Source organism: Candidatus Azoamicus ciliaticola, from assembly GCF_902860225.1.
Taxonomy (GTDB): Bacteria; Pseudomonadota; Gammaproteobacteria; order UBA6186; family Azoamicaceae; genus Azoamicus; species Azoamicus ciliaticola.
Window position 1 is genome coordinate 267,142 of the sequence record NZ_LR794158.1, and the last position, 25,379, is coordinate 292,520.

Below are 25,379 nucleotides of genomic sequence, written 5' to 3' on the forward strand. Positions count from 1 at the left end.
AAAATAAATGAAAATAACAGTTAAATTACAACTAAAATCTCAAGAAGCAAATCCTAGTCCACCTATAGGTCCAGCTTTAGGTTCAAAAGGTGTGAATATAATGAATTTTTGTAACAAATTCAATGAAACAACAAGAAACATGCCTGAAATTAAAAAAGGAACTTTAGTATCTGTACTAATACATATATACCCAGACAAAAGTTTTGATTTTATAATAAAATCAACACCAACTTCAAATATGATAAAAGATATTTTAAACATAGAAAAAGGTAGTAAAATCCCAAATAAAATAAAAGTAAGTAAAATAACTAAAGAACAATTAGAAATAATATCAAAACAAAAAATAAATGATCTAATAGTAAATTCAAATGATGCAGCTATAAAAACAATAATTGGTACAGCAAAAAGCATGGGGATAGAAATCGAATGAATAAAAAAAATAAAGAAACTAACAAAAATCAAATTTATTCTTTTGAAAAAGCAATAGACTTTATAAAAAATTTAAAAAAAAGAAATTTTAAAGAAAGTATAGATGTTGCTATACAGTTAAACATTGTGCCTAATAAAAAAAATATAAGCATTAAAGGTCATGCAATACTGCCTAATAAAATAAATGAAAATAAAAAAATAGCAGCATTTTTAATCTCAGATAATGAAATAAACGAAGCAAAGGATCAAAGTATAGAAATAATATTAAATGAAAAAAATATACCAGATTTTACAAAAAAAAACATAAACTTCGATTTAATGATAACAACACCAAACGCAATAATAAAAATGGGAAAATTAAATAAAATACTTGGTTCTAAAAATTTAATGCCAGATATAAAATATGGAACAATAACTACAAATATAAAAGAAACTTTATCAAAAATAAGGAAAAATTATGTAAAATTCAAAAATGATAAAAATGACATAATACATTCTTCAATTGGTAAAATAGACTTAGATACAAATAAATTAAAAGAAAATCTGGAAACATTAATAAATGAAATTAAAAAATATAAGCCACAAAATTGCAAAAATATGTCAATTAAAAAAATACACATATCAAGCACAATGGGTTGTGGGTTAGAAATAAATTTAAATTCATTGACTATTTAATAAAAAAATGAAAACCACAAACGAAAAAAAAAAGAATATAGTAAAAGAAATAAATAATTTACTCATAAATTCTGTTTCTACAACAATACTAGACTATTCAAAAGTTACTTCATTAGAATTAAAACACATACGTAAAGCATTATTTAATAAAAATATAAAAGCTAAAGTGTTAAAAAATAATTTAATTAAAAAAGCTTTAAATGAAACAGAGAATGATAAATTATTACCTTATATACATGGTCAAATATTAATTATATTTAGTAACTCTGAAATATCAGAACCATTAAAAATAATTAAAGATTTTAATTCAAAAAATAAAAATATTAAGGTTAAAGCAACATATTTATATGGGAGAATATTTGAAAATAAAGATATACAGAAAATAATAAGATTGAATTCAAAAGAACAAGAATTACAAAACTTAATATATAGTCTTAAAATAAGTGTAATAAGGCTATCGCAAATATTAAATAATTTAATAAAAATTAAAAACAATGAAAATGGAGAAAAAAATGAAAATAACTAATGAAGAAATAATAAATGCAATATCAAATATGAATATATTGGAATTAACAGAATTAACAAATTTAATAGAAAAAAAATTTAATATATCAATACAAAATCAACAAATAGCTTCTAATCCAGAACATGTTGAAGAAAAATCAAAACCTGAAGAAAAATTAACATTTACAATAATTATGACATCATATGGTGATAATAAACTTAACGTTATAAAAACAATAAGAACTATATTAGATTTAGGACTTAAAGAAGCAAAAGACTTCGTAGAAAAATTACCAGCAACTATTAAAGAGAATGTTCAAAAATCAGATATAGAAAAAATCAAAACCGCTTTAGAAATAAGTGGCGCAAAAATAGAAATAAGATAATGTTTATTTTAAATGGGAAATACTTATGATAAATACAGAAAATATGCTATTATCATACACAGAAAAAAAATGTTTACGCGCAAATTTTGGTGAACATATAGAAAAATTGAAAATACCAAAATTACACAATATACAAATAAAATCATATGAAAAATTTATACAAGAAAACACAGGAATAGAAACGCAAAGAAAAAATATAGGATTAGAATATGTATTACGTTCTATATTTCCTATACAAAGCATTAGCAAAAATTCAAGATTAGATTATATAAGTTATTCTATATCTAAACCTTTATTCACTGCAGCAGAATGTAAAATAAAGGGATTAACTTATGCAAGCCCATTAAAATTAAAACTCATTTTCACAAAAAATATAAATACAAAAAAAGATAAAATCAAACCATTAGAACAAGATGTATATATTTTAGATATGCCACTAATGACACCAAAAGGAACATTTATAATAAATGGTACAGAAAGAGTAATAGTTTCGCAACTGCATAGATCTCCAGGATTATTTTTTGAAATAGACAAAACAAAACAAAATATATATACAAATAAAATATCATATATTGCAAAAATAATACCACATAGAGGCGCGTGGTTAGATATAGAAATAGATACAAAAAATTGTATTTTCGGCAGAATAGATAAAAAAAGAAAATTTCCAATATCAATATTGTTAAAAGCACTAAATTTAACTACAGAAGAAATAATAAATGTGTTTGAAAACAAATCAAACAACACAGAATTACAAAAAAATAATGAAATAGAATACAAAAATTATAAAAATTATATAATAAATACATTAAAATTAGAAAATATAACAAAACAAAATGACGCTATTATTGAACTCTATAAAATAATAAGACCTGATGAATTAATAAGTAAAGATTCAGCAAAACAAATGTTTGATACAATATTTTTTTCATCTGAAAAATATGACTTATCTAAAATTGGAAGAATGAAAATAAATAAAAGATTAAATACCTCAAATTTTAAAGAAACTGTATTATGTAATGATGATATAATTAATATAATTAAAAAGCTAATAGATATAAAAGAAGGAAAAGATCACATAGATGACATAGATCATCTAGGTAATAGACGTGTACGAAGTGTTGGAGAGATAATAGAAAACCAATTTAAAACAGGTTTTATAAAAATAGAAAAATCTATAAAAGAAAAATTAACTCTTGCAGAAAATGACAATTTATCACCAAATGACATAGTAAATGCAAAACCAATTGCCGCTATGATACGAGAATTTTTCTGTTCTAGCCAATTATCTCAATTTATGGATCAAATCAATCCATTGTCAGAAATAACACACAAAAGACGCGTTTCTGCTTTAGGACCAGGTGGGTTAACACGAGAACGTGCTGGGTTTGAAGTAAGAGACGTACATAACACACATTATGGTAGAATATGCCCAATAGAAACCCCAGAAGGGCCAAACATCGGATTAATAAATTCATTAGCGATATATGCAAAAACAGATGAATATGGATTTTTAGAAACACCATATATAAAAATAGAAAATAATAAAATAACTAACGAGATAAAATATCTATCCGCTATAGATGAAAGTGATTTTATAATTGCTCAAGCAAATGCAAAAATAAATAAAAAAACGATGATGTTAGAAGAAGATCAAGTATCTTGTAGATTTAAAAACGAATTCATAATAATAAGCAGCAATAAAGTAGAATACATAGATATATCACCTAAACAAATAGTTTCTGTAGCTACAGCTCTAATTCCTTTCTTAGAACATGATGATGCAAATAGAGCATTAATGGGATCAAATATGCAAAGACAAGCTGTACCACTGTTAAGAGCAGAAAAACCACTTGTAGGAACGGGTATGGAAAAAATAGTTGCTTTAGATTCTGGAGCAACTGTTATGGCAAAGAGAAATGGAATAATAGAAAAAGTTGATGCGTCAAGAATAATAATAAAAGTAAATAAAGATGAAATTCAAAATAATGAGATAGGTGTAGATATATATAATCTTATAAAATATTCAAGATCCAATCAAAATACATGTATAAACCAAAAACCACTTGTAAAAAAAGGTGATAAAATAAATAAAGATGACATAATAGCTGACGGACCAGCAACAGACTTAGGTGAATTAGCTTTGGGGCAAAATTTATTTGTGGCTTTTATGTCCTGGAATGGATTTAATTTTGAAGATTCAATAATAATATCTGAAAATGTTGTTAAAGAGAACAAATTAACAAGCATTCATATAGAAGAATTAATTTGTGTAGCAAGAGACTTAAAACTCGGTCCAGAAGAAATAACTTCAGATATTCCAAACATAAATAATACAGCACTAACGAAATTGGATGAGTGTGGAATTATATATTTAGGTTCAGAAGTTACAACTGGAGATATTTTAGTAGGTAAAGTAACAAAAAAAAGTGAAGTGCAACTAACACCAGAAGAAAAACTTTTACAAGCCATTTTTGGTGAGAAAGCTTCAGACGTAAAAGATTCGTCTTTAAAAGTACCACAAGGCATAACAGGTACTATAATAGATATCCAAATATTTACACGAGATGCTCTTAAAAAAGATAAAAGAACTTTAGAAATAGAAGATTTCAAACTAAAAAATATTAAAAAAGATTTAGCTGACGAATTAGACATATTAAAAAAAGATATATTAAATGAACTAGATGCACTTGTTTTAGAAAATAAAAAAACAAATCAAAATACATTGTTAACTTTAGATTTAATAATAAATACGCCAATTAAAGAAATTAAAAACATAAAAATTAAAAATAAAGAAATTAAAAATAAAATAATAGATAAACGCATTAAATTAGATGAAATACATCAAGAAAACAACTTAAAATTAAAAGAATTAGAAGAAAAAATAAAAAGAGGTGATGATTTACCTCCAGGTATAATTAAAATGGTTAAAGTCTCTATAGCAATAAAAAGAAGAATACAGGTTGGAGATAAATTATCTGGCAGACATGGTAATAAAGGAGTTATATCAATCATTGTTCCTGTAGAAGACATGCCATATTTAAAAAATGGCAAAACAATAGATATTATATTAAATCCCTTAGGTGTACCATCAAGAATGAATATTGGACAAGTTTTAGAAACTCATTTAGGTTGGGCAGCAAAAGAACTTGGAAAAAAATTAAAACATCTTAAAAAAGAAGATGCAAAAAATTTTATAGAAAAAATTTATAATATTAAAAACAAAAATTTAGACTTAAATTCATTTTCACAAGATGAATTGAAAACATTAATAAAAAACCTATCTAACGGCATACCTATAGCAACACCAGTATTTGATGGTATAAATGAAGAAGAAATTAAAAAATTATTACAATTGGCTGATTTACCAAAACATGGCAAAACAATATTATATGACGGAAGAACAAGCATGCCTTTTGAAAATGAAATAACTGTTGGGTATCAATATATAATGAAATTAAATCATTTAATAGACGATAAAATGCATGCTAGATCAACAGGATCATATAGTTTAGTATCACAACAACCACTTGGTGGTAAAGCTCAATTTGGTGGACAAAGATTTGGAGAAATGGAAGTATGGGCATTAGAAGCATATGGCGCAGCTTATACGCTTCAAGAAATGTTAACAATAAAATCTGATGATATTACAGGTAGAACAAAAATATATAAAAACGTAATAGATAATAATTTTCAATCAGAACCAGGCATTCCAGAAGCTTTTAATGTACTTTCAAAAGAAATTTTATCACTCGGATTAAATATAGAATTAGATAAAGAATAATTCTTGGAGAAAAAATTGAAAGACATAATAGACATAATTAAACGAAATACAAATATAACAAATTTTAATTGCATCAAAATAGGCCTTGCATCTCCAGAACAAATCTTATCAAGATCGTATGGAGAAATTAAAAAACCAGAAACAATAAATTATAGAACATTTAAACCTGAAAGAGACGGACTGTTTTGTGCAAAAATCTTTGGTCCAATTAAAGACTACGAATGTTTATGTGGTAAATATAAAAAATTAAAACATAGAGGCATAATATGCGAAAAATGTGGAGTAGAAGTAACTACTGCTGAAGTAAGAAGAAGTAGAATGGCTAGTATAACATTGGCTACTCCGATAGCACATATATGGTTTTTAAAATCATTACCATCAAAAATTGGGTTAATATTAGATATAAATTTAAAAGATGTGGAAAAAATATTATACTTTGAACAATATGTAGTTATAGATCCAGGATTAAGTTTGCTCAAAAAAGGGCAATTGTTAACAGAAGAAGAATATTTAGATTCAACAAAACAATATGGTGATGAAATAATTGTAAAAATGGGTGCCGAAGCAATACAATTATTATTAAAAGATCTAAATTTAAAAGAAGAAATTAAAATAACAAAAGAAAAAATTAAAACAACAACATCTGATATAAAAAATAAAAAATTATACAAAAGACTTAAAATATTAGAATTATTCATAAATTCAAATAATAAACCAGAATGGATGATTTTAAATGTATTGCCAGTATTACCACCAGATTTAAGACCATTGGTACCTTTAGATGGTGGAAGATTTGCGTCATCAGATCTTAATGACTTATATAGAAGAGTAATAAATAGAAATAATAGATTAAAAAAGCTAATAGATCTAAATGCACCAAATATAATAATAAAGAATGAAAAAAGAATGCTACAAGAAGCAATAGATGCTTTAATAGATAACGGACGCAGAGGTAAAACTATAAATGGATCAAATAAAAGACCACTAAAATCTTTGGCAGATTTAATCAAGGGTAAACAAGGAAGATTTAGACAAAATTTATTAGGCAAACGTGTAGATTATTCTGGTAGATCTGTAATAGTTGTAGGCCCCAACCTAAAATTAAATCAATGCGGATTACCAAGAAAAATGGCAATAGAATTATTTAAACCCTTTATATTTGGCGAACTTAAAAAAAGAAATATAACCACCACAATTAAAAGCTCAAAAAAAATGGTAGAAGAAGAAGGAGCTTACATTTGGGACATTTTAAACGATATAGTTCAAGATCATCCTGTATTACTAAATAGAGCTCCAACATTACATCGACTAGGAATACAAGCTTTTGAACCTATTTTGATAGACGGAAAGGCAATACAATTACATCCTTTAGTATGCACTGCTTTTAATGCAGATTTTGATGGCGACCAAATGGCTGTACACATACCATTAACAATAGAGGCACAACTAGAAGCAAGAATTTTAATGATGTCAACAAATAACATATTATCCCCAGCAAATGGTGAACCAATAATATTACCATCTCAAGATATAGTATTAGGGCTTTATTACCTATCTAAAGAAAAAAAATGTACAAATAAAAGTATAAAATATTTTAAAAATGTAAATGACGTAGAAAAAGCATACGAAAACTCACAAATAGGATTGCACGAAAAAATAAAATTAAAGATAAATAATTCATTTACAGAAACAACTTGTGGTCGCGCTATTTTAAGCAGAGTATTACCTATAAATATTACTTTCGACTCAATTAACAAATTAATGACAAAGAAAGAAATATCGAGCTTAATAAGCACGTGTTACAAAAACAATAGTATAAAAGACAGCGTAATATTAGCAGATAACCTTATGAGAATAGGATTTGAATATGCAACAAAGTCAGGAATATCGATTGGTATAGAAGATATAGATATACCAAAAGAAAAGTATGACATAATAAAACAAACTGAAGAACAAATTCTTACAATAGAAGATGCATATTCAAATGGATTAATAAACAAAGAAGATAGATACAATCAAATAATAGATATATGGTCAAAAGCAAATGAGAATATAACGAAAGTTCTAATGAAAAAATTAGCTCTGAAAGAAATAATAAACGAAGAAGGTAAGATTATTACAGAAGATTCTTTTAACCCAATATACATGATGGCGGAATCAGGTGCTAGAGGATCAATAAATCAAATAAGACAATTAGCTGGAATGCGAGGATTAATGGCGAAGCCAGATGGTTCTATAATAGAAACACCTATAACAGCAAATTTTAGAGAAGGTCTGAATATTTTACAATATTTTATATCTACTCATGGCGCAAGAAAAGGATTGGCTGATACTGCTTTAAAAACAGCAAACTCAGGTTATTTAACACGAAGATTAGTTGATGTTGCACAAGACGTTGTAATAACACAAAATGACTGCGAAACTACCGATAGTATAGAAATAACACCAATAATAGAAGATGGCAATGTAATAGAAAAATTAACGGATAGAATCAAAGGAAGAATACTACAAGAAGACATTAAAAACAAAAAAGACGAGATTATTATAACAAAAAACACATTATTAAATGACAACGAAATAATTTTAATAGAAAAGTTAAATATAAAAAAAATAAAAGTAAGATCAGTCATAAAATGTAAATTAAAATATGGCGTATGTTCAAAATGTTATGGAACAGATTTGACAACAAATGCATTAGTAAATATAGGTGAAGCTGTTGGCGTAATAGCTGCTCAATCAATAGGTGAACCAGGTACTCAATTAACAATGAGAACATTTCATATAGGTGGAGCAGCTTCTAGAATAAGCATGAATAATCAAATACAGTGTAAAACAGATGGAATACTCGAGTATAAAAATATAAAAACAATAATTCATGAAAAAACAAAAAATATAATATCAATTTCACGCTCAGGTAAAATAATAATACTTGACAAAGAAAAAAAAGAATTAGAACAATATAAAATACCTTACGGAGCAATAATACATAAAAATAATGCACATGAAAGCAAAAAAGACGAAATTATAGCAACATGGGATCCACACAATCTACCAATAATATCTGAAATAACTGGTACAATTAAATACATAAATTTAATAGAAGGCCTAACAATTAAAAAAGAATTAGACGAAACCACTGGATTATCAAACATAATTGTTATTGATTCAAATAAAAGCAATCAAAATATTAATAATATAAAACCATGCATAGAAATAATAAATAAAGAACTTAAGATAGAAAATAATGATACAAAAATAACTAATTATTTTTTATCTCCTGGAACAATAATAAACGTAGAAAATCATCAAAAAATTAACATAGGCGACATAATAGCTAAAATACCAAAAGATACTTCAAAAGTAAAAGATATAACAGGTGGATTACCACGTGTAGCAGATATTTTTGAAGCAAGAAAACCTAAAGATCCTGCTATACTAGCAGATACATCTGGGATTGTCATTTTTGGAAAAGAAACAAAAGATAAAAATAGAATTTTAATAAAAGATGCAGAAGGTAATTTCAATGAACTATTAATTCCAAAATGGAAAAATGTAAATGTATTCGAAAATGAAAATGTAATAAAAGGCGATATCTTGGTAGAAGGTGAACACAATTTACATGATATTTTAAGATTATTAGGTGTAAACGAATTAACTGACCATATTAAAAGAGAAGTGCAAAGTGTTTATAGACTACAAGGTGTTAGAATAGATGATAAACACATAGAAGTAATAATTAAACAAATGCTTAAAAAAGGTATAATAATAGATTCTGGTGAAAGTAATTTATTAAAAGACGATCAAGAAAACATATTTTTAATAAATGATCTAAATAAAAAATTAAAAAATGAAAATAAAAAAGAAATACTATATAAAACAATATTGTTAGGCATAACAAAAGCTGCTTTAACTACAGATTCTTTTATATCAGCCGCATCATTTCAAGAAACCACTAAAGTATTAACAGAAGCTGCTATAAGTGGAAAAAAAGATAGATTATTAGGATTGAAAGAAAATGTAATAGTAGGAAAATTAATTCCAGCAGGCACAGGCTTTCATAAAAAAATAAATACAATATGAAAAATATACTTGAAAATATAAAATACAAAGAAATCTTATCACTTATACTTTTTTTTTTAACAATAATTATAATAATAAAAAGTTCGTTTTTTTTACCAATAATTATAAGTATTATAATAACTTACTTTTTGTACAACATACAAAAATTACTGACAAAAGTAAATATATCTAATTCTATATCTTTTTTTATAACATATTCTCTTTTTTTAACATTTTTTATACTAATATTAACTATACTCTTGCCAATTATATTTAAACAATTAGCAAACTTATTTGACGACTTACCTATTATTTTGCAAAAAATAAAAATATTAACATATAAATATCCATCAATATTTTCTATAGAACAAACAAACATATTATTTTCTAATATAACTACTTATGTACAAAGTATAGGTAAAACATTAATAAGCGCATCTTTAATTTCTATAGCTATAATAATAAAATGGACGATATCTATATTTATAATACCAATTTTAGTTCTATTCTTATTAAAAGATCATAAAAAAATACTAGAATGGTTTAATAAAATAATGCCAGAAAAAATGCGCTTTTGGAAAAACATTTGGATAGAAATAAATACACAAATAGAAAACTACATACGAGGTAAAATAATTGAAATAATAATAATAACCATAGCGAACTACATTTTATTTAAAATATATAAAATATCGTATGCGGATTTATTATCTATAATGGTAGGAGTATCTGTTATAATTCCATATATAGGTGCAATAATGGTATCAATTCCAGTAATATTGATATCAGCTGTGCAACTAGGAATATCACAAGAATTTTTGTACATAACAATAATTTATACTACAATTCAATTATTAGATGGAAACATATTGGTACCGCTTCTTTTTTCAGAAGCGGTAAATCTACACCCAATATCAATAATAATATCAGTAATAGTTTTTGGTTCAACTTTAAATATATACGGAGTATTCTTCGCAATACCATTTGCAATAGTAATTAAAGCTATAATAAATATACATTTAAAACATTAATACCTACAAAGAACATAACTGTAAAATATATGATGGAAACATACCAACATACAATATGAAAGCTCCGTTAAGCAAAATTAATAAAAATGCAAAATTAGACACTCCTAATATTTCCACGCCATTATCAGAAACATTAAAAAACATAGCTTTAATAATTTTTAAATAATAATAAGCCCCAATAACTGATAACAATAAAATAAAAATAACTAATTCAATGTAACCATAAGAAATTAAATTCTTCAATACAAAAAACTTTGCATAAAATCCAGCAGTAGGTGGTATGCCAGCTAAAGAAAATAAAAATATTGCCATAACAATACCAAAAACTGGATAAATAAGTCCAACTCCATTAAAATTAAAAATAAACTGAGCTTCTTTTAACTTTGAACTTAAAGCCATTACAACACCAAAAGCACCAAGCGATGAAAACACATAAACAAAAACATAGAACATAGCAATAGAAAAATTATTTGAATTTGAACCGACAAAAGCGAAAAAAATAAATCCAACATGCGCTATTGCTGAATATCCTAAAAGACGTTTTATATTAGACTGCGTTAAAGCAAAGATATTACCGACAAATAATGATAAAACTCCACTTATAATACATAAAAATTCAATTTCATTAGTTACATAAGAAAATGTGTCTGACAATAATCTATAAGCCATACCTAAAGCAGCAATTTTAGGTACTGTACCTATAAAAAGAGTAACAGGTATAGGAGATCCTTCATAAACGTCAGGTACCCACATATGGAAAGGAACTGCACCGAATTTAAAAACTAATCCAGCAAATATAAAAACTAACCCATATAAAATGCCTATCTGAGAAAAAATATCACCTTCTGTAATTAAATAATTAATTCCTTTAAGTTCAATTAATCCAGTCAACCCATAAACCATAGACACGCCAAACAAAAATAATCCTGAAGCTATAGAACCCATAATAAAAAACTTCATGGCAGCCTCAGAAGAAATATAATTTTTATTCATAATAATTAAAGAATACAACGGTAAAGATAATAATTCTAATCCTAAATAAAAAGTTATAAAATCTCCACTAGATATTAAAATCATCATTCCTAAAATAGATAACAAACACAAAACAAAATATTCACTCTTAAATAAATCTATTAAAAAAAGATACTTTTTTGAATATAAAAATACAAAGAACGCAATCAAAATTAATAAAAATTTTAAAAAAATACTAAAAGAATCAAATACAAAAGCACCATCAAATAATATACATTTTGGCACTTTCATAGAATAACTTAAAATGAATAATATAAATAAAAACGATCCTTGAGCTAAATAATAAATTATATATCTTTTATTACTAGAAACAAAAAGATCAAAAATTAATATAAAACATGCCATTACAGCAATAACTAATTCTGGCAATATAAAAATAACTCCACTATACATAAAACACCTAACCTAAAAAACCTTAGATTCTATAACTTCACGAACAAAATGATCAAAAGTAGAATGAATTAAATTTAAAATTGGAGCAGGCCATATACCTAAAAGTAAAACAAAAAAAGCTAAAAAAATTAAAACTAATTTTTCATCTAATTTTATGTCATTAAATAACGCTATCTCACTATTAGCTATTTTACCAAACATAACTCTCTTATACATCCACAAAGTATAAGTTGCTCCAAAAATAAGAGTTAATCCAGCTAAAAAAGAATATAAAACATGAGCTTTGAAAACTGCTAAAATAACAAGCAATTCTCCAACAAAACCAGATGTACCTGGCAACCCTGAATTAGCCATAGCAAAAAGCATAAAGAAAGATGCGAAAATAGGCATAGTATTAACTACACCACCATATTTACTTATAAGTTTTGTATGCAATCTTTCATAAAGAATGCCTACACATATAAACATAGCTCCAGAAATAAACCCATGAGAAATCATCTGAACCATAGCTCCTTCTAATCCCATAACAGCATTATCAAAATATTTTGAATCAAATCCAAAAACAAAAAATAAAAAACAACCTAAAGTAACAAAACCCATATGAGAAATAGAAGAATATGCTACTAACTTTTTCATATCATCTTGAACTATAGCTACCAACCCTATATAAACTATAGATATAAAAGATAAAACTATAACAACGTCAGCAAAAATCATACAACCATCAGGCACTATAGGTAATAAAAATCTTATAATACCATACCCACCAACTTTTAATGTAATTGCTGCTAAAATAACAGAACCACCAGTAGGTGCTTCAACATGTGCATCAGGCAACCAAGTATGAACTGGCCACATAGGAACTTTAACTGCAAATGCTATCAACATTCCCCAGAACAACCATTTTTGTTGAGAAACAGATAAAAATGCTGATTGGAATTTAAGTATAGAAAAAGTCATCTCACCTGTATTGTAATAAATCATATGATTTATATAAATCAAAGATATTAAAAAAAACACAGATCCAAAAAAAGTATATAAAAAGAATTTTATAGTAGCATAAATTCTATTATTTCCACCCCAAATACCAATGATCAAAAACATAGGTATTAACATAGCTTCAAAAAATACATAAAACAATATAGCATCTAATGCTACAAAAACTCCACAAACCAACCCTTGCATAATAAGAAAATAAGAAAAATACTGAGCAATATGATCTTTTATGCTTCTATACGAATAAACAACCACAATGAAAGTCATAAAACAAGTCAATAAAACCAAAGCTATAGATATACCATCAACTCCTAAACTATAAAAAATTCCAAGACTACCAATCCATTGTCTATCTTCCACAAACTGCATTTTCCAAGAAAGAAAATCAAATCCAGAATACAATAAATAGCACAAATAAAGAGAAAAAATAGATGCCAACAATGCTAAATTTCTTGTGATAAAAGAAAATCTTTTATCATTATTAAAGAACAAAATAACAACCCCAATAATAATAGGCATCCAAATAATGAAACTTAATAAAGGTATTTCTATTAACATATATTATCTTCCAAAACTACTGAAATCACCAGCAACAATATAATATAATAATAAAGCAAATCCAGTAACCATTATATAAACATAATTATAAATACGTCCAGATTGTAACACTCTAACAAAATCAGAAAAATATTTTATCATCAATGGCACACCATTTACTATCAATTTATCGATAAATAACATATCTCCAATTTTCCAAAAAAACAATCCAATTTTTCTAGTACCAAAAGCCAAAACATATTGATTAAATTCATCAAATCCATATTTCTTAATAAGAATGAAATAGATAAAACTAAACTTTTCTCTAATAAATACAACAATACTTGAATTAACACAATATAAATACCATGCAGAAAATATACCTAAAGCACTCATTAAAAATGGTAAAGATGTAAATCCATGAAGAAATAAATTATTACTACTAACAAGTTCATGTTTTAAATGTGACAATACAGAACTGTCTTTAACAAAAATAGCATCACCAAAAAAACCAGCTAAAATTTTATCAAAAAATAACCAACCGCTAATTAAAGAAAATATACTTAAAATTATCAATGGTATTGTTATCACAAAAGGTGATTCTTTTACGCCACCATCAGAATGATGATCATTACCATGTCCATGATCTTCATGGCTAGAATGATGATTTATACGTTCATTTGTATGAAAAACTAAAAAAAACATTCTAAAAGAATAAAAAGCAGTAACAAACACAGCACAGACAAGAACATAATAAATAAAACCGGAAAATGGCACAGATGATATTTTAACTGAATCTATAATAAGATCTTTAGAAAAAAAACCAGAAAATCCAGGTATACCTGCTAAAGCTAAACTACCTATAAACATAGTATAATAAGTAATAGGCATATATTTTTTTAAATTTCCCATATATCTAATATCTTGTTCATGATGCAAAGCAACTATAACAGATCCAGCACCCAAAAATAAAAGTGCTTTAAAAAAAGCATGAGTTACCAAATGAAATATAGCAGCAGAATAAGCTGAAACACCTAATGCTGTAACCATTAATCCTAATTGAGACAAAGTAGAATAAGCTACAACTCTCTTAATATCATTTTGAACTATACCTAAAAGCCCCATAAAAAAACAAGTTATAGCTCCTATAATCATAACAAAAGATAATGCAGTCTCTGAATATTCAAATATAGGCGACATTCTAGCTACCATAAAAATACCTGCAGTAACCATTGTTGCTGCATGTATCAAAGCAGATATTGGAGTAGGACCCTCCATAGAATCAGGTAACCACACATGTAAAGGAACTTGCGCTGATTTCCCCATAGCACCTATAAATAAACAAATACAAATAAAAGTAATAGCAGAGACAGGTGTAAAAGCAAAAAAAGTATTTAAAAATAAAGAACCATCAGAAACAAAATTTTTAACACCATCAAAAACAACTAAATAATTTAAAGAACCAAAACAACAATAAATAGCAGCTATTCCAAGTAAAAAACCTAAATCACCAACTCTATTAACTATAAAAGCCTTTAAATTAGCAAATACAGCGCTTTCTCTATCAAACCAAAAACCAATTAATAAATAAGACGCCAATCCTACACCTTCCCACCCAAAAAATAGTTGTAAAAAATTATTTGATACAACCAACATAAGCATAGCAAAAGTAAAGAATGAAATATAAGAAAAAAATCTATTATAACCACCGTCACCATGCATATAACCTATAGTATACACATGAACTAAAAAAGAAATACAAGTAACTACAAAAAGCATTATACAAGTCAATCTGTCAACTAAAAAACCTATTTCTAATTTTAAACTACCTACTGTCCCCCAAATATATAAACTATCTTCAAAAGTAGCTAAACCTTTAAAAGAAAACATATACAACAATTTCAATGAAAAAATTAAAGATATGAACATCATAACTGAAGTTAAATAATGTGCAATAGAATTATTAATAATTCTACAAGTTAGTCCAACTACTGAAGCACTAAATAAAGGAGAAAAAACCACAATTAAAATATATATTTTTATTAAATCCACAAACTACCCCTTTAAATCATTCATTTTTCTAATACTAACAGTACCACGATTTCTAAAAATTATTACTAATATAGCCAATCCTATGGCAGCTTCAACAGCGGCAACGGATAAAATAAAAAATACAAAAACTTGACCAGTATAATCGCCCATATACCTAGAAAAAGAAATGAAATTAGTATTAACTGCCAATAACATAAGTTCCATACACATCAAAAGTACAATTATATTTTTTCTATTTATAAATACACCAGTGATGCCAATAACAAACAAAACAGACGAAAAAATCAAATAATTAGATAAAAAAACCATAAAAATCTCTTGAATAACGTTTATTTCTCAAAATTTACATATTTAAGTCTATCACCAGACTTAACATTAACTTGTTCAGATACATCTTGATTCAATCTATCCTGCTTACCTCTAAAAGAAATAGCTATAGCTGCAACCATACCAACTAAAAATAATATTCCTGCAATTTCAAAAGCAAATAAGTATTTATTATAAAGCAACAAACCTAACAATATAACATTATAACTTGCACCCCTAAATTCAGGCAATATAACATCAGACCCAAAATGATATGGACTTATAAACAACAATAAGGTTACTAAAAGAAGTAAAGAACTACACATAATTAAAGGCGAATATTTAGATACGCCCAATTTAGTTATTTCAAATTCTTGATCTATCATCATAACTACAAATAAAAACAAGACCATTACAGCACCTACATAAACCAAAATAAGAGTTATAGCCAAAAATTCCGCTTCTAAAAGCAACCATATACAAGCAGTAGATAAAAATGACAAAATTAAAAATAATACAGATTTAACTGTATTTTTAGATAAGACAACAAAAATAGAAGAAAAAATAGCTATACCAGCAAAAATATAAAAAAACAACCATGACATAAAAATACCCTTAATTACCTATAAATAGAATCATTTTTTTTCATCCTAAAAATATCTTTTTTATGCTGATCTCCAATAGCCAATAACTTATCTTTAGTTATAACACAGCTATTTCTATCATAAAAACAATAATCATAAATTTCAGTTTGCACTATTGAATCTACAGGACAAGCTTCTTCACAATAACCACAAAATATGCATTTAAATAAATCAATTTCATATCTAATAGTTCTTCTTGAACCATCGTCTCGCTCAGCTGTTTCAATAGTTATGGCTTTTGCGGGGCAAATTATTTCGCACAATTTACAACCTATACATCTCTCTTCACCATTATCATAACGCATTAAAGCATGTAAACCTCTAAATCTATCAGATTTAGGAATGGTTTCTTCTGGATAAAAAATAGTAATTTTTCTACCAACGAAATGTTTCATTGTAACTCTAAGTCCTTGTATAAGCTCTAACAAAAGAAAAGACTTAAAAAATCGCTTTAAAAAAACAAACAAAAAAACCCCCTAAATTAAAAAAATCTAATAAATATACCAACAACAAAAATCCAGAGCAAAGTTACAGGTATAAAAATTTTCCAACCTAATCTCATAATTTGATCATATCTATATCTAGGAAATGTTGCTCTAAACCAAAGAAAACTAAAAATAAAAAATGATGACTTAAACAATAACCAAACTATACCAGGAATAATAGAAAGAAAAGAACCAATCTGACTATTAGATGCCACAGGTGGTAACCATCCACCAAAAAACATAATAACACACAAAAAAGAAACTAATATCATATTGGAATATTCTGATAAAAAAAATAAAGCAAATCTTATACCACTATATTCAACATGAAATCCCGCAACAATTTCAGATTCTCCTTCAACAACATCAAATGGAGCTCTATTAGTCTCAGCAACAGCAGAAATCCAATATATAACAAATAAAGGAAATAAAGGTAACCAAAACCAACTAAAAACACCTCCATCTTGTTCCATAACAATATCTCTCAAATTCATGCTTTTTGATAACATTAAAACACCAACAAAACAAAAACCCATTGCAATTTCATAAGATATTGTTTGAGCAGCAGATCTTAAAGATCCTAATAAAGCATATTTAGAATTAGTAGCCCAACCAGCTATTATAACGCCATAAACACTTAATGATGTCATAGATAATAAAAATAATAAACCAACATTTAAATTAGCTACAACAAAAGTTTCACTAAAAGGCATTACAGCCCATGCTGTTAAAGAAGGCCCTATAACTATAATAGGAGCAATAACATATAAATATTTATTAGATTTTGTAGGTATAATTAATTCTTTAAACAACAATTTAATTGCATCAGCAAAAGGTTGTAAAAGCCCAAATTTACCAACTCTATTTGGGCCTATTCTATCATGCATATAAGCAATAACCTTCCTCTCAATATAAGTATAATACGCAACACCTAGCATTAAAGGAATTATAATTACTAATATTTTAAATAAAGTATATATCACTCCAAATAAGATATTTAAATTCATGTAAACACCTCAATGAATAAAACACTAAATTTTATCAAAAGAAAAAACTTCGTAAAGTAAATAATAATCTATATAATTCAATAAATTATAATTTCTAATAAATAAAACACCATCAGAAACTGAATTATCTATACTAACAATAATTTTTTTATCAGCTAAAAGTTTATTTAAAGATTTATTAAGAATTAATTTATTATAAACACCATCATTACACTTTAAAACTAAATTTGATTCAAAATCATTATCTCTGTCAATTTTTTGCAAAGAATTTGCTCGTCTAACTAAACTATCAACATTATATTGAGACAAATAAGGAATAACTATTAAATCACCATTAATATTACTAACTAAATTATCAATAACATTGAAATTCCAAGATAATGTACAATTTTCATTAATAAAAGACTTAATTTCAGATAAAATATGTACTGAATCAATATAATTAAATCCATTTAATTTCAACATACTCGCTAAATCTGACAACGCTTTCCATCCAAACTTAACTTCATAATCCGATAAGACAACTGGATCAAAAGATTGCCAAATACCAGACATATTAACATAAGTACCAACATTTTCATAAGTAGAAGCAATAGGTAAAATAACATCAGCAACACCTAAAAGTACATCACTTTTAAAAGATGAAAATGACACTACAAAATCAGCTTTACTCAAAGCATCTAAAGATTTTTTAGCATAAATAGAATCATTTTCCAATTCAATTCCAAATAGAATATATAATTTTAATAATTTAGAAAAAATATTTGAACAATTAACATTATTTCCAATATCATGTTTTACTCCACCAGGTAATCTATGTGGAACAAAACCACTCAACCAAGCACCAGAAGAATTTGCTCCATCCGTTAAAACACCAAAATAAGCACCACTAATACTGGATAAAAGATTACATAAATATAAAATTTTAGAATAATCTTGAGAAAAAATAACGTAAGATCCAATCAATATTACTTTACGTTTAGCAGAAAAAAATTTTTCTGAAAACTCACGATATTTTTCATATCCATTTAATTTTGAAAATAAATTAATAATATTTTTATCATTAAAATCTTTATTAAAAAAAGTAAAATTTTTAATCAAAGAAGATATTATGTGTATAAAATCTTTAGGATTACTAATAATTTTATTAGACACATTCATAAAAAAATCAAAATCTATGGGATTAACAACAAAAACATTTCCACCATTATTAATAATTTTTCTTAATTTTATACCAATAACAGGATGATCTTTTATGATATCACTGCCAATAATCAAAACGGAATCTAATTTATCAAATTCATCCATGCCAATATCAATTCCAGAAAAAACAGGCATGTTTTCTTGATAATTAAAATCTAATTGATTTATTCTGTGATCTAAATTATTCGAGCCTAATGCTCTCAACAATTTTTGTAAAATATAGAACTCTTCACACGTAGAATTATATGATGCTATCGCAGCTATATTATCTGCTCCGCTACTTTCTATAACTGATTTAATATTTTTTGATACAATATCCAATGCTTGTGACCAAGAAATATCTATCCAATTACCATCTTTTTTCAACATTGGAGACTTAACTCTATCACTACTATATAAACCTTCATAACTAAATCTATCTCTATCTGAAATCCAAGTTTCATTAATCAAATCATTACGTCTTGGAACTACACGTATAATTTTATCTCTAAAAACATGTAAATAAAGATTACTACCTAAACAATCATGACTACTTATGAAAGGTTTTTGAACTAATTCCCAAGGTCTAGCCTTAAACTTAGAAGGTTTTGCTGTCAAAGCTCCAACAGGACATAAATCAACAACATTTCCAGATAAACCAGATCTTAAATTGGTTTTCAAAAAAGTGAAAATTCTTGAATTACTACCCCTATTTATTATACCCAAATCATCTGTACCTGAAATTTCTGAACAAAACCTAACACACCTACTACACAAAATACATCTAGTAACGTCGGTGGATACTAAAGGACCAAAACTATAATCCTCAAAAGCTCTTTTTGATTCTAAAAATCTTGACGTAGTACACCCATATCCTACAGTTAAATCTTGCAATTCACATTCTCCACCCTGATCACAAATAGGACAATCCAATGGATGATTTATTAATAAAAATTCCATAACAGCACGTTGTGCTGAAATAACTTTTTCAGTATTAGTAAATATCTTCATACCATCAGCTATAGGAGTGGCACAAGCAGCAAATAACTTAGGTGCTTTTTCAACTTCAACTAAACACATTCTACAATTAGCAGCTATTGAAAGTTTTTTATGATAACAAAACCTAGGAATATATATACCAGCTTCATCAGCTACTTCAATAATTTTAGTTCCACGCTTCGCACTAAATTCTATACCATCTATTTCTACTTTAACTTTAGAATTATCTACAATTCCCATTTTAACGCCTTATGCTATTTTATATTATAAACGATTATTATTATTTTTTATATAATCTTCAAATTCACTTCTAAAATGTTTAATAAAACCCATAACTGGCATAGCCGCGGCATCACCTAAAGCACAAATAGTTCTACCACATATATTAGAAGCAACAGAATCCAACAAAGATATATCAGACACATTTCCATGGCCATGAACAATTCTACTTAAGATCTTATAAAGCCAACTTGTACCTTCTCTACATGGACTACATTGACCACAAGATTCATCAGCATAAAAATGCGATATTCTGTACAAAGCATTAACCATACAAGTAGATTCATCCATAATTATAACTGCGCCAGAACCTAACATAGACCCAGCTTTAGAAATAGAATCATAATCCATAGACAAATTATTCACAATATGCGCAGGCAAAACAGGCGCTGAAGAACCACCAGGAATAACAGCTTTTAAACGTTTACCATTCTTTACGCCACCAGCCATATTTAATAACTCAATAAATGGAGTTCCCAAAGGAATTTCATAATTACCAGGTTTATTAACATGTCCAGAAACACTAAAAATTTTACATCCACCATTATTAGGTTTACCTAATTCAAGATGCCATTTTCCACCTTTTTCTAAAATAACTGGTATAGATGCATAAGTTTCAGTATTATTAATATTTGTAGGACGCCCATAAACACCAAAATTAGCTGGAAAAGGTGGTTTAAATCTAGGCTGACCTTTTTTACCCTCTATAGACTCCATTAAAGCTGTTTCTTCTCCGCAAATATAAGCACCAGCACCATAAACATTATACAAATTAAAATCTATATTACTATTATCTATATTTTTTCCTAATAAACCAGCATTTAAAGATTCATTAACTGCTTTTTCAATGACAGAAATAGGCTCGTAAAACTCACCTCTAATATAATTATAACCAACAGTCGCTCCAATAACATAAGCAGCTATTGCCATACCCTCTATAAGTTGATGCGGATTATATCTCAATATATCTCTATCTTTAAAAGTTCCAGGCTCTCCTTCATCAGAATTACAAACTACATATTTTTGACCAGGAATACTTTTAGATATAAAACTCCATTTCAAACCAGTTAAAAAACCAGCTCCACCTCTACCTCTTAAACCAGAAAGCTTTACCTCATTTATTATATTAATAGGATCAGGTTTTTCCTTCAAAATTTTTTTCCATACTTTATATCCACCTATGGATAAATAAGTAGACAAACTACTAGGATATTTTAATCCAATAGTTCTATAACATACCTGATTTAACATAAATTACTCCAAATTACTTAAAATAGAATCAATACTTTCTACTGTTAAATTCTCATAATATTTTTCACCGATCAAAACAACGGGGGCGCCACCACAAGCAGCTAAACACTCAACTTTTTTCAATGTAAATTTACCATCCACTGTTGTTTCATCAAAATCTATACCAAGTTTTCTTTTAACATGTGCTACTAAATCATCAGACCCACACAACATACAAGAAATGCTAACACAAAAACATATCTTATATCTACCAAGTTTATTTAAATCAAACATGCTATAAAATGTTGCTACTTCATAAGCAAATATTCTAGGCATACCAAGATAATCAGCAACATCACCAATTAATTTTTCATTCAAACAACCGCTATTTTCTTTTTGAACAAACTTTAAAATTTCTATAACGGCAGATCTTCTTTGATTTTCAGGAAAACGCTTCAACCAATCTTCACATTTTTTTAAAAAATCACCAGAAAAAAAAACTTTATCTATTTTAGACATATTACCTATCCACATCACCTAAAACTATATCATAAGTACCAATTATAGTAACTAAATCAGCAATAAGATGACCTCTTGAAAGTTCATCTACTGATGATAAATGTACATAACTTGGCGCTCTCATTTTAACTCTATAAGGTTTATTTGATCCATCAGAAACAATATAAACTCCAAATTCACCCTTAGGTTGCTCAACTGCAGCATAAACTTCACCTTCAGGAACTAAAAAACCTTCAGAAAAATATTTAAAATGATGAATTAATGCTTCCATAGAATTTTTCATATCAATTCTTGAAGGAGGAGTTATTTTACTATTTTCCAACATTACAGGACCATCATTCTTACACAACCACTCTACACACTGTTTTACTATTTTATTTGCCTCTCTCATTTCAGCCACTCTAACTAAATACCTATCATAACAATCACCGTTAGATCCAATAGGAATTTTAAAATCTAATTTATCATAAACAGCATATGGTTGTTTTTTTCTTAAATCCCATTCAATACCAGAACCACGTAACATAGGACCTGTAAATCCTAAATTAATAGCTCTTTCAGGTGAAACAACCCCAATACCGACAGTTCTTTGCTTCCAAATTCTATTATCCGTTAAAAGAGTCTCATATTCATCTACGCAAGCTGGAAACCTCTTTGTGAAATCATCTATAAAATCCAATAAAGACCCCTGTCTATTAGAATTTAACAATTCCAGCCTTTTTTTACTAAAATTATAACCCTTATATTTAGGCATAGAATCAGGCAAATCTCGATATACACCACCTGGCCTATAATAAGCAACATGCAATCTACCACCAGTCACAGCTTCATAACAATCCATCAAATCTTCACGTTCTCTAAAACAATATAAGAACAAAGCCATAGCACCAATATCTAGAGCATGAGCTCCCAACCACAATAAATGATTAAGAATGCGTGTAATTTCATCATACATTACTCTAATATACATAGCTCTAATTGGTGGTTGTAAACCTAATAATTTTTCAACCGCTAACACATAAGCATGTTCATTTGACATCATGGAAACATAATCTAGCCTATCCATATAACCAACATTCTGATTATACAAATTATTCTCACATATTTTTTCAATGCTACGATGCAATAAGCCAGCGTGTGCATCAACTTTTTTAATAACCTCCCCATCCAAATCTAAAATCAATCGCATGACACCATGTGCTGCAGGATGTTGAGGTCCAAAATTAATTTTATAATGATCAATATTATTCATAAAAAAACCGTATTATTTATAACGAAAATCTTTTCTAACAACTTTTGGCGTATTAATTACACGTTTAATTAAAGAAGCTTCCCTAACAATTTTCGCTTTATTCTCATCATATCTTATTTCATATTCACCAGTTAAAGGAAAATCTTTTCTAAGCGGATGCCCTTCAAAACCATAATCAGTTAAAATCCTAATCAAATTAGGATGCCCTTCAAAAATAACACCAAAGAAATCATAAACTTCCCTTTCATGCCAATTTGCCGTAGACCACAAACTAACAACAGATGGAGCAACCATATCATTAAGGCAAACAAAAACCCTAAGTCTTACTCTAAAATTATGAACGTATGATAAAAGATGGTAAGAAACACAAAAACGATTTTTCATATACAAAGAATAATTCAAATCTGTCTTATGCGCTCTACTGAATCCAGTAAAAGTAGAATCAATAGTTTCCCAATAATTTTTGCCATAATCCAAATAATCTACACCTGATACATCAGCGAGACATCCAAATAAGAATTTATTATTATCTCTCATTTCTTTACAAAAATTAAAAAACACAGATTTATCAACGTCTATGTTAATTTCACCATTATTATTTAATTTTAAAATAGCAAAATTTTTAAAATTAGTATCAATGAAAGATTTTATATCATCTAATTTCACAATATTAATCCCTTACTTTTTGAGCTAAAGTATTAGTTTTCTTTATTTTTTCTTGTAATTTTAATAAACCATAAATCAAAGCTTCTGGTGTTGGTGGACAACCAGGAACATAAACATCAACTGGAACAATTCTATCACAACCACGAACAACAGAATAACTATAATAATAATATCCACCACCATTCGCACAAGACCCCATTGAAACAACCCATTTAGGAGAAGGCATTTGATCATACACTTTTCTTAAAGCTGATGCCATCTTATTAGTCAAAGTACCTGCAACAATCATTAAATCAGACTGTCTAGGACTAGGTCTAAATATAATACCAAATCTATCTAAATCAAATCTAGACGCGCCCGTTTGCATCATTTCAACTGCGCAGCATGCTAAACCAAATGTCATTGGCCATAAAGATCCAGTTCTAGCCCAATTAATAACTTTATCTAATTTAGTAGTAACAAATCCCCCTGAACCAAGCTTACCATCTATTCCCATTCTAAAGCCCCCTTTTTCCACTCGTAAATAAAACCAATGGTTAAAACCAATAAAAATATTCCCATTCCTATAAAAGCAGATAAATCTATAAAATCAAGACAAACTGCCCAAGGAAATAAAAAAGCAATTTCCAAATCAAAAATTATAAACAAGATACCCACAAAATAAAATTTGACATTAAATTTCATTCTAGAATCATCAAAAGGTTCAAAACCACACTCATATTGGCTTAATTTTTCTTTGTTAGGATTTTTAGGTGCTACTAACGCACCTAAAATAACAGGTAGAATCCCAAAAACAAAACCAAATATAAAAAATATAAGAACTGGTATATATCTTTCAATCACAATTAAAAACTCCTCTAAAGGATGAATAATTAGTATGAATTTTACTAAAAATAAATTAATAAATCTATATAAAAAATAAAAAATTATAA

General features: G+C 27.2%; 20 protein-coding genes and 1 pseudogene. 7 read left to right on the forward strand and 14 right to left on the reverse strand.

What is annotated here, in order from left to right; translation table 11 throughout:
• Positions 1 to 7 precede the first annotated feature (7 nt).
• The 7 genes and pseudogenes from rplK to ESZ_RS01660 all read left to right on the forward strand — a co-directional run bounded on the left by rplK (position 8) and on the right by ESZ_RS01660 (position 10,868).
• Positions 8 to 430, forward strand: a complete 423-nt coding sequence (rplK, locus tag ESZ_RS01630) for a 50S ribosomal protein L11 (RefSeq protein WP_176605039.1) — start codon at positions 8 to 10, stop codon at positions 428 to 430.
• On the forward strand, positions 427 to 1,104 hold the full coding sequence (rplA, locus tag ESZ_RS01635; protein WP_176605040.1) for a 50S ribosomal protein L1: 678 nt from the start codon (positions 427 to 429) through the stop codon (positions 1,102 to 1,104). Before rplK ends, rplA begins: the two co-directional genes overlap by 4 nt.
• A 7-nt stretch (positions 1,105 to 1,111) precedes the next feature.
• Positions 1,112 to 1,630, forward strand: a complete 519-nt coding sequence (gene rplJ / locus ESZ_RS01640; RefSeq protein WP_176605041.1) for a 50S ribosomal protein L10 — start codon at positions 1,112 to 1,114, stop codon at positions 1,628 to 1,630.
• A complete protein-coding gene (gene rplL / locus ESZ_RS01645) occupies positions 1,617 to 1,994 on the forward strand; it encodes a 50S ribosomal protein L7/L12 (RefSeq protein ID WP_176605042.1) in 378 nt (125 codons plus the stop codon). Before rplJ ends, rplL begins: the two co-directional genes overlap by 14 nt.
• Positions 1,995 to 2,037: 43 nt before the next feature.
• A complete protein-coding gene (gene rpoB, locus ESZ_RS01650) occupies positions 2,038 to 5,778 on the forward strand; it encodes a DNA-directed RNA polymerase subunit beta (RefSeq protein ID WP_176605067.1) in 3,741 nt (1,246 codons plus the stop codon).
• Between the two features lie 15 nt (positions 5,779 to 5,793).
• Positions 5,794 to 9,831, forward strand: a pseudogene (gene rpoC / locus ESZ_RS01655) (DNA-directed RNA polymerase subunit beta'); the annotation flags it as partial.
• Positions 9,832 to 9,854: 23 nt separating this feature from the next.
• Positions 9,855 to 10,868 (forward strand): AI-2E family transporter, encoded by a 1,014-nt coding sequence (locus ESZ_RS01660; RefSeq protein ID WP_176605044.1) that lies wholly within the window; start codon positions 9,855 to 9,857, stop codon positions 10,866 to 10,868.
• A gap of 3 nt (positions 10,869 to 10,871) precedes the next feature.
• Here the strand turns inward: ESZ_RS01660 and ESZ_RS01665 are convergent, their stop codons facing one another.
• The 14 genes from ESZ_RS01665 to ndhC are packed head-to-tail and all read right to left on the reverse strand — an operon-like array spanning position 10,872 to position 25,290.
• Entirely contained in the window at positions 10,872 to 12,293 is a 1,422-nt protein-coding gene (locus tag ESZ_RS01665; RefSeq protein ID WP_176605045.1) for an NADH-quinone oxidoreductase subunit N, read from the reverse strand.
• Positions 12,294 to 12,305: 12 nt separating this feature from the next.
• Complete coding sequence (locus tag ESZ_RS01670; RefSeq protein ID WP_176605046.1) at positions 12,306 to 13,847, reverse strand: complex I subunit 4 family protein; 1,542 nt, start codon at positions 13,845 to 13,847, stop codon at positions 12,306 to 12,308.
• A gap of 3 nt (positions 13,848 to 13,850) precedes the next feature.
• Positions 13,851 to 15,869 (reverse strand): NADH-quinone oxidoreductase subunit L, encoded by a 2,019-nt coding sequence (nuoL, locus tag ESZ_RS01675; protein ID WP_407925658.1) that lies wholly within the window; start codon positions 15,867 to 15,869, stop codon positions 13,851 to 13,853.
• Between the two features lie 12 nt (positions 15,870 to 15,881).
• Complete coding sequence (gene nuoK / locus ESZ_RS01680) at positions 15,882 to 16,187, reverse strand: NADH-quinone oxidoreductase subunit NuoK (RefSeq protein ID WP_176605048.1); 306 nt, start codon at positions 16,185 to 16,187, stop codon at positions 15,882 to 15,884.
• A gap of 20 nt (positions 16,188 to 16,207) precedes the next feature.
• Positions 16,208 to 16,789, reverse strand: a complete 582-nt coding sequence (locus ESZ_RS01685; protein WP_176605049.1) for an NADH-quinone oxidoreductase subunit J — start codon at positions 16,787 to 16,789, stop codon at positions 16,208 to 16,210.
• 14 nt (positions 16,790 to 16,803) lie between these two features.
• The gene (gene nuoI / locus ESZ_RS01690) at positions 16,804 to 17,295 is read right to left on the reverse strand and encodes an NADH-quinone oxidoreductase subunit NuoI (protein WP_176605050.1); all 492 of its coding nucleotides are present in this window, start codon (positions 17,293 to 17,295) and stop codon (positions 16,804 to 16,806) included.
• Positions 17,296 to 17,309: 14 nt separating this feature from the next.
• Positions 17,310 to 18,320: an NADH-quinone oxidoreductase subunit NuoH gene (gene nuoH, locus ESZ_RS01695; RefSeq protein WP_176605051.1), complete on the reverse strand. Its 1,011-nt coding sequence runs from the start codon at positions 18,318 to 18,320 to the stop codon at positions 17,310 to 17,312.
• A 24-nt stretch (positions 18,321 to 18,344) separates the two neighbouring features.
• The gene (gene nuoG / locus ESZ_RS01700) at positions 18,345 to 20,741 is read right to left on the reverse strand and encodes an NADH-quinone oxidoreductase subunit NuoG (protein WP_176605052.1); all 2,397 of its coding nucleotides are present in this window, start codon (positions 20,739 to 20,741) and stop codon (positions 18,345 to 18,347) included.
• Positions 20,742 to 20,765: 24 nt separating this feature from the next.
• Positions 20,766 to 22,031 carry an NADH-quinone oxidoreductase subunit NuoF gene (gene nuoF, locus ESZ_RS01705; RefSeq protein WP_176605053.1) on the reverse strand — a complete coding sequence of 422 codons (1,266 nt, stop codon included), beginning with the start codon at positions 22,029 to 22,031 and terminating at the stop codon, positions 20,766 to 20,768.
• Positions 22,032 to 22,034: 3 nt separating this feature from the next.
• A complete protein-coding gene (gene nuoE, locus ESZ_RS01710; protein WP_176605054.1) occupies positions 22,035 to 22,529 on the reverse strand; it encodes an NADH-quinone oxidoreductase subunit NuoE in 495 nt (164 codons plus the stop codon).
• Between the two features lies 1 nt (position 22,530).
• Positions 22,531 to 23,781, reverse strand: coding sequence for an NADH-quinone oxidoreductase subunit D (locus ESZ_RS01715; RefSeq protein WP_176605055.1), 1,251 nt, complete (start codon positions 23,779 to 23,781; stop codon positions 22,531 to 22,533).
• Positions 23,782 to 23,793: 12 nt separating this feature from the next.
• Positions 23,794 to 24,447, reverse strand: coding sequence for an NADH-quinone oxidoreductase subunit C (locus ESZ_RS01720; RefSeq protein WP_176605056.1), 654 nt, complete (start codon positions 24,445 to 24,447; stop codon positions 23,794 to 23,796).
• A 4-nt stretch (positions 24,448 to 24,451) separates the two neighbouring features.
• Positions 24,452 to 24,943, reverse strand: coding sequence for a NuoB/complex I 20 kDa subunit family protein (locus ESZ_RS01725; protein ID WP_176605068.1), 492 nt, complete (start codon positions 24,941 to 24,943; stop codon positions 24,452 to 24,454).
• Positions 24,934 to 25,290 (reverse strand): NADH-quinone oxidoreductase subunit A, encoded by a 357-nt coding sequence (gene ndhC / locus ESZ_RS01730; protein WP_176605057.1) that lies wholly within the window; start codon positions 25,288 to 25,290, stop codon positions 24,934 to 24,936. The genes ESZ_RS01725 and ndhC overlap by 10 nt, the downstream gene beginning before the upstream one ends.
• Between the last annotated feature and the right edge of the window lie 89 nt (positions 25,291 to 25,379).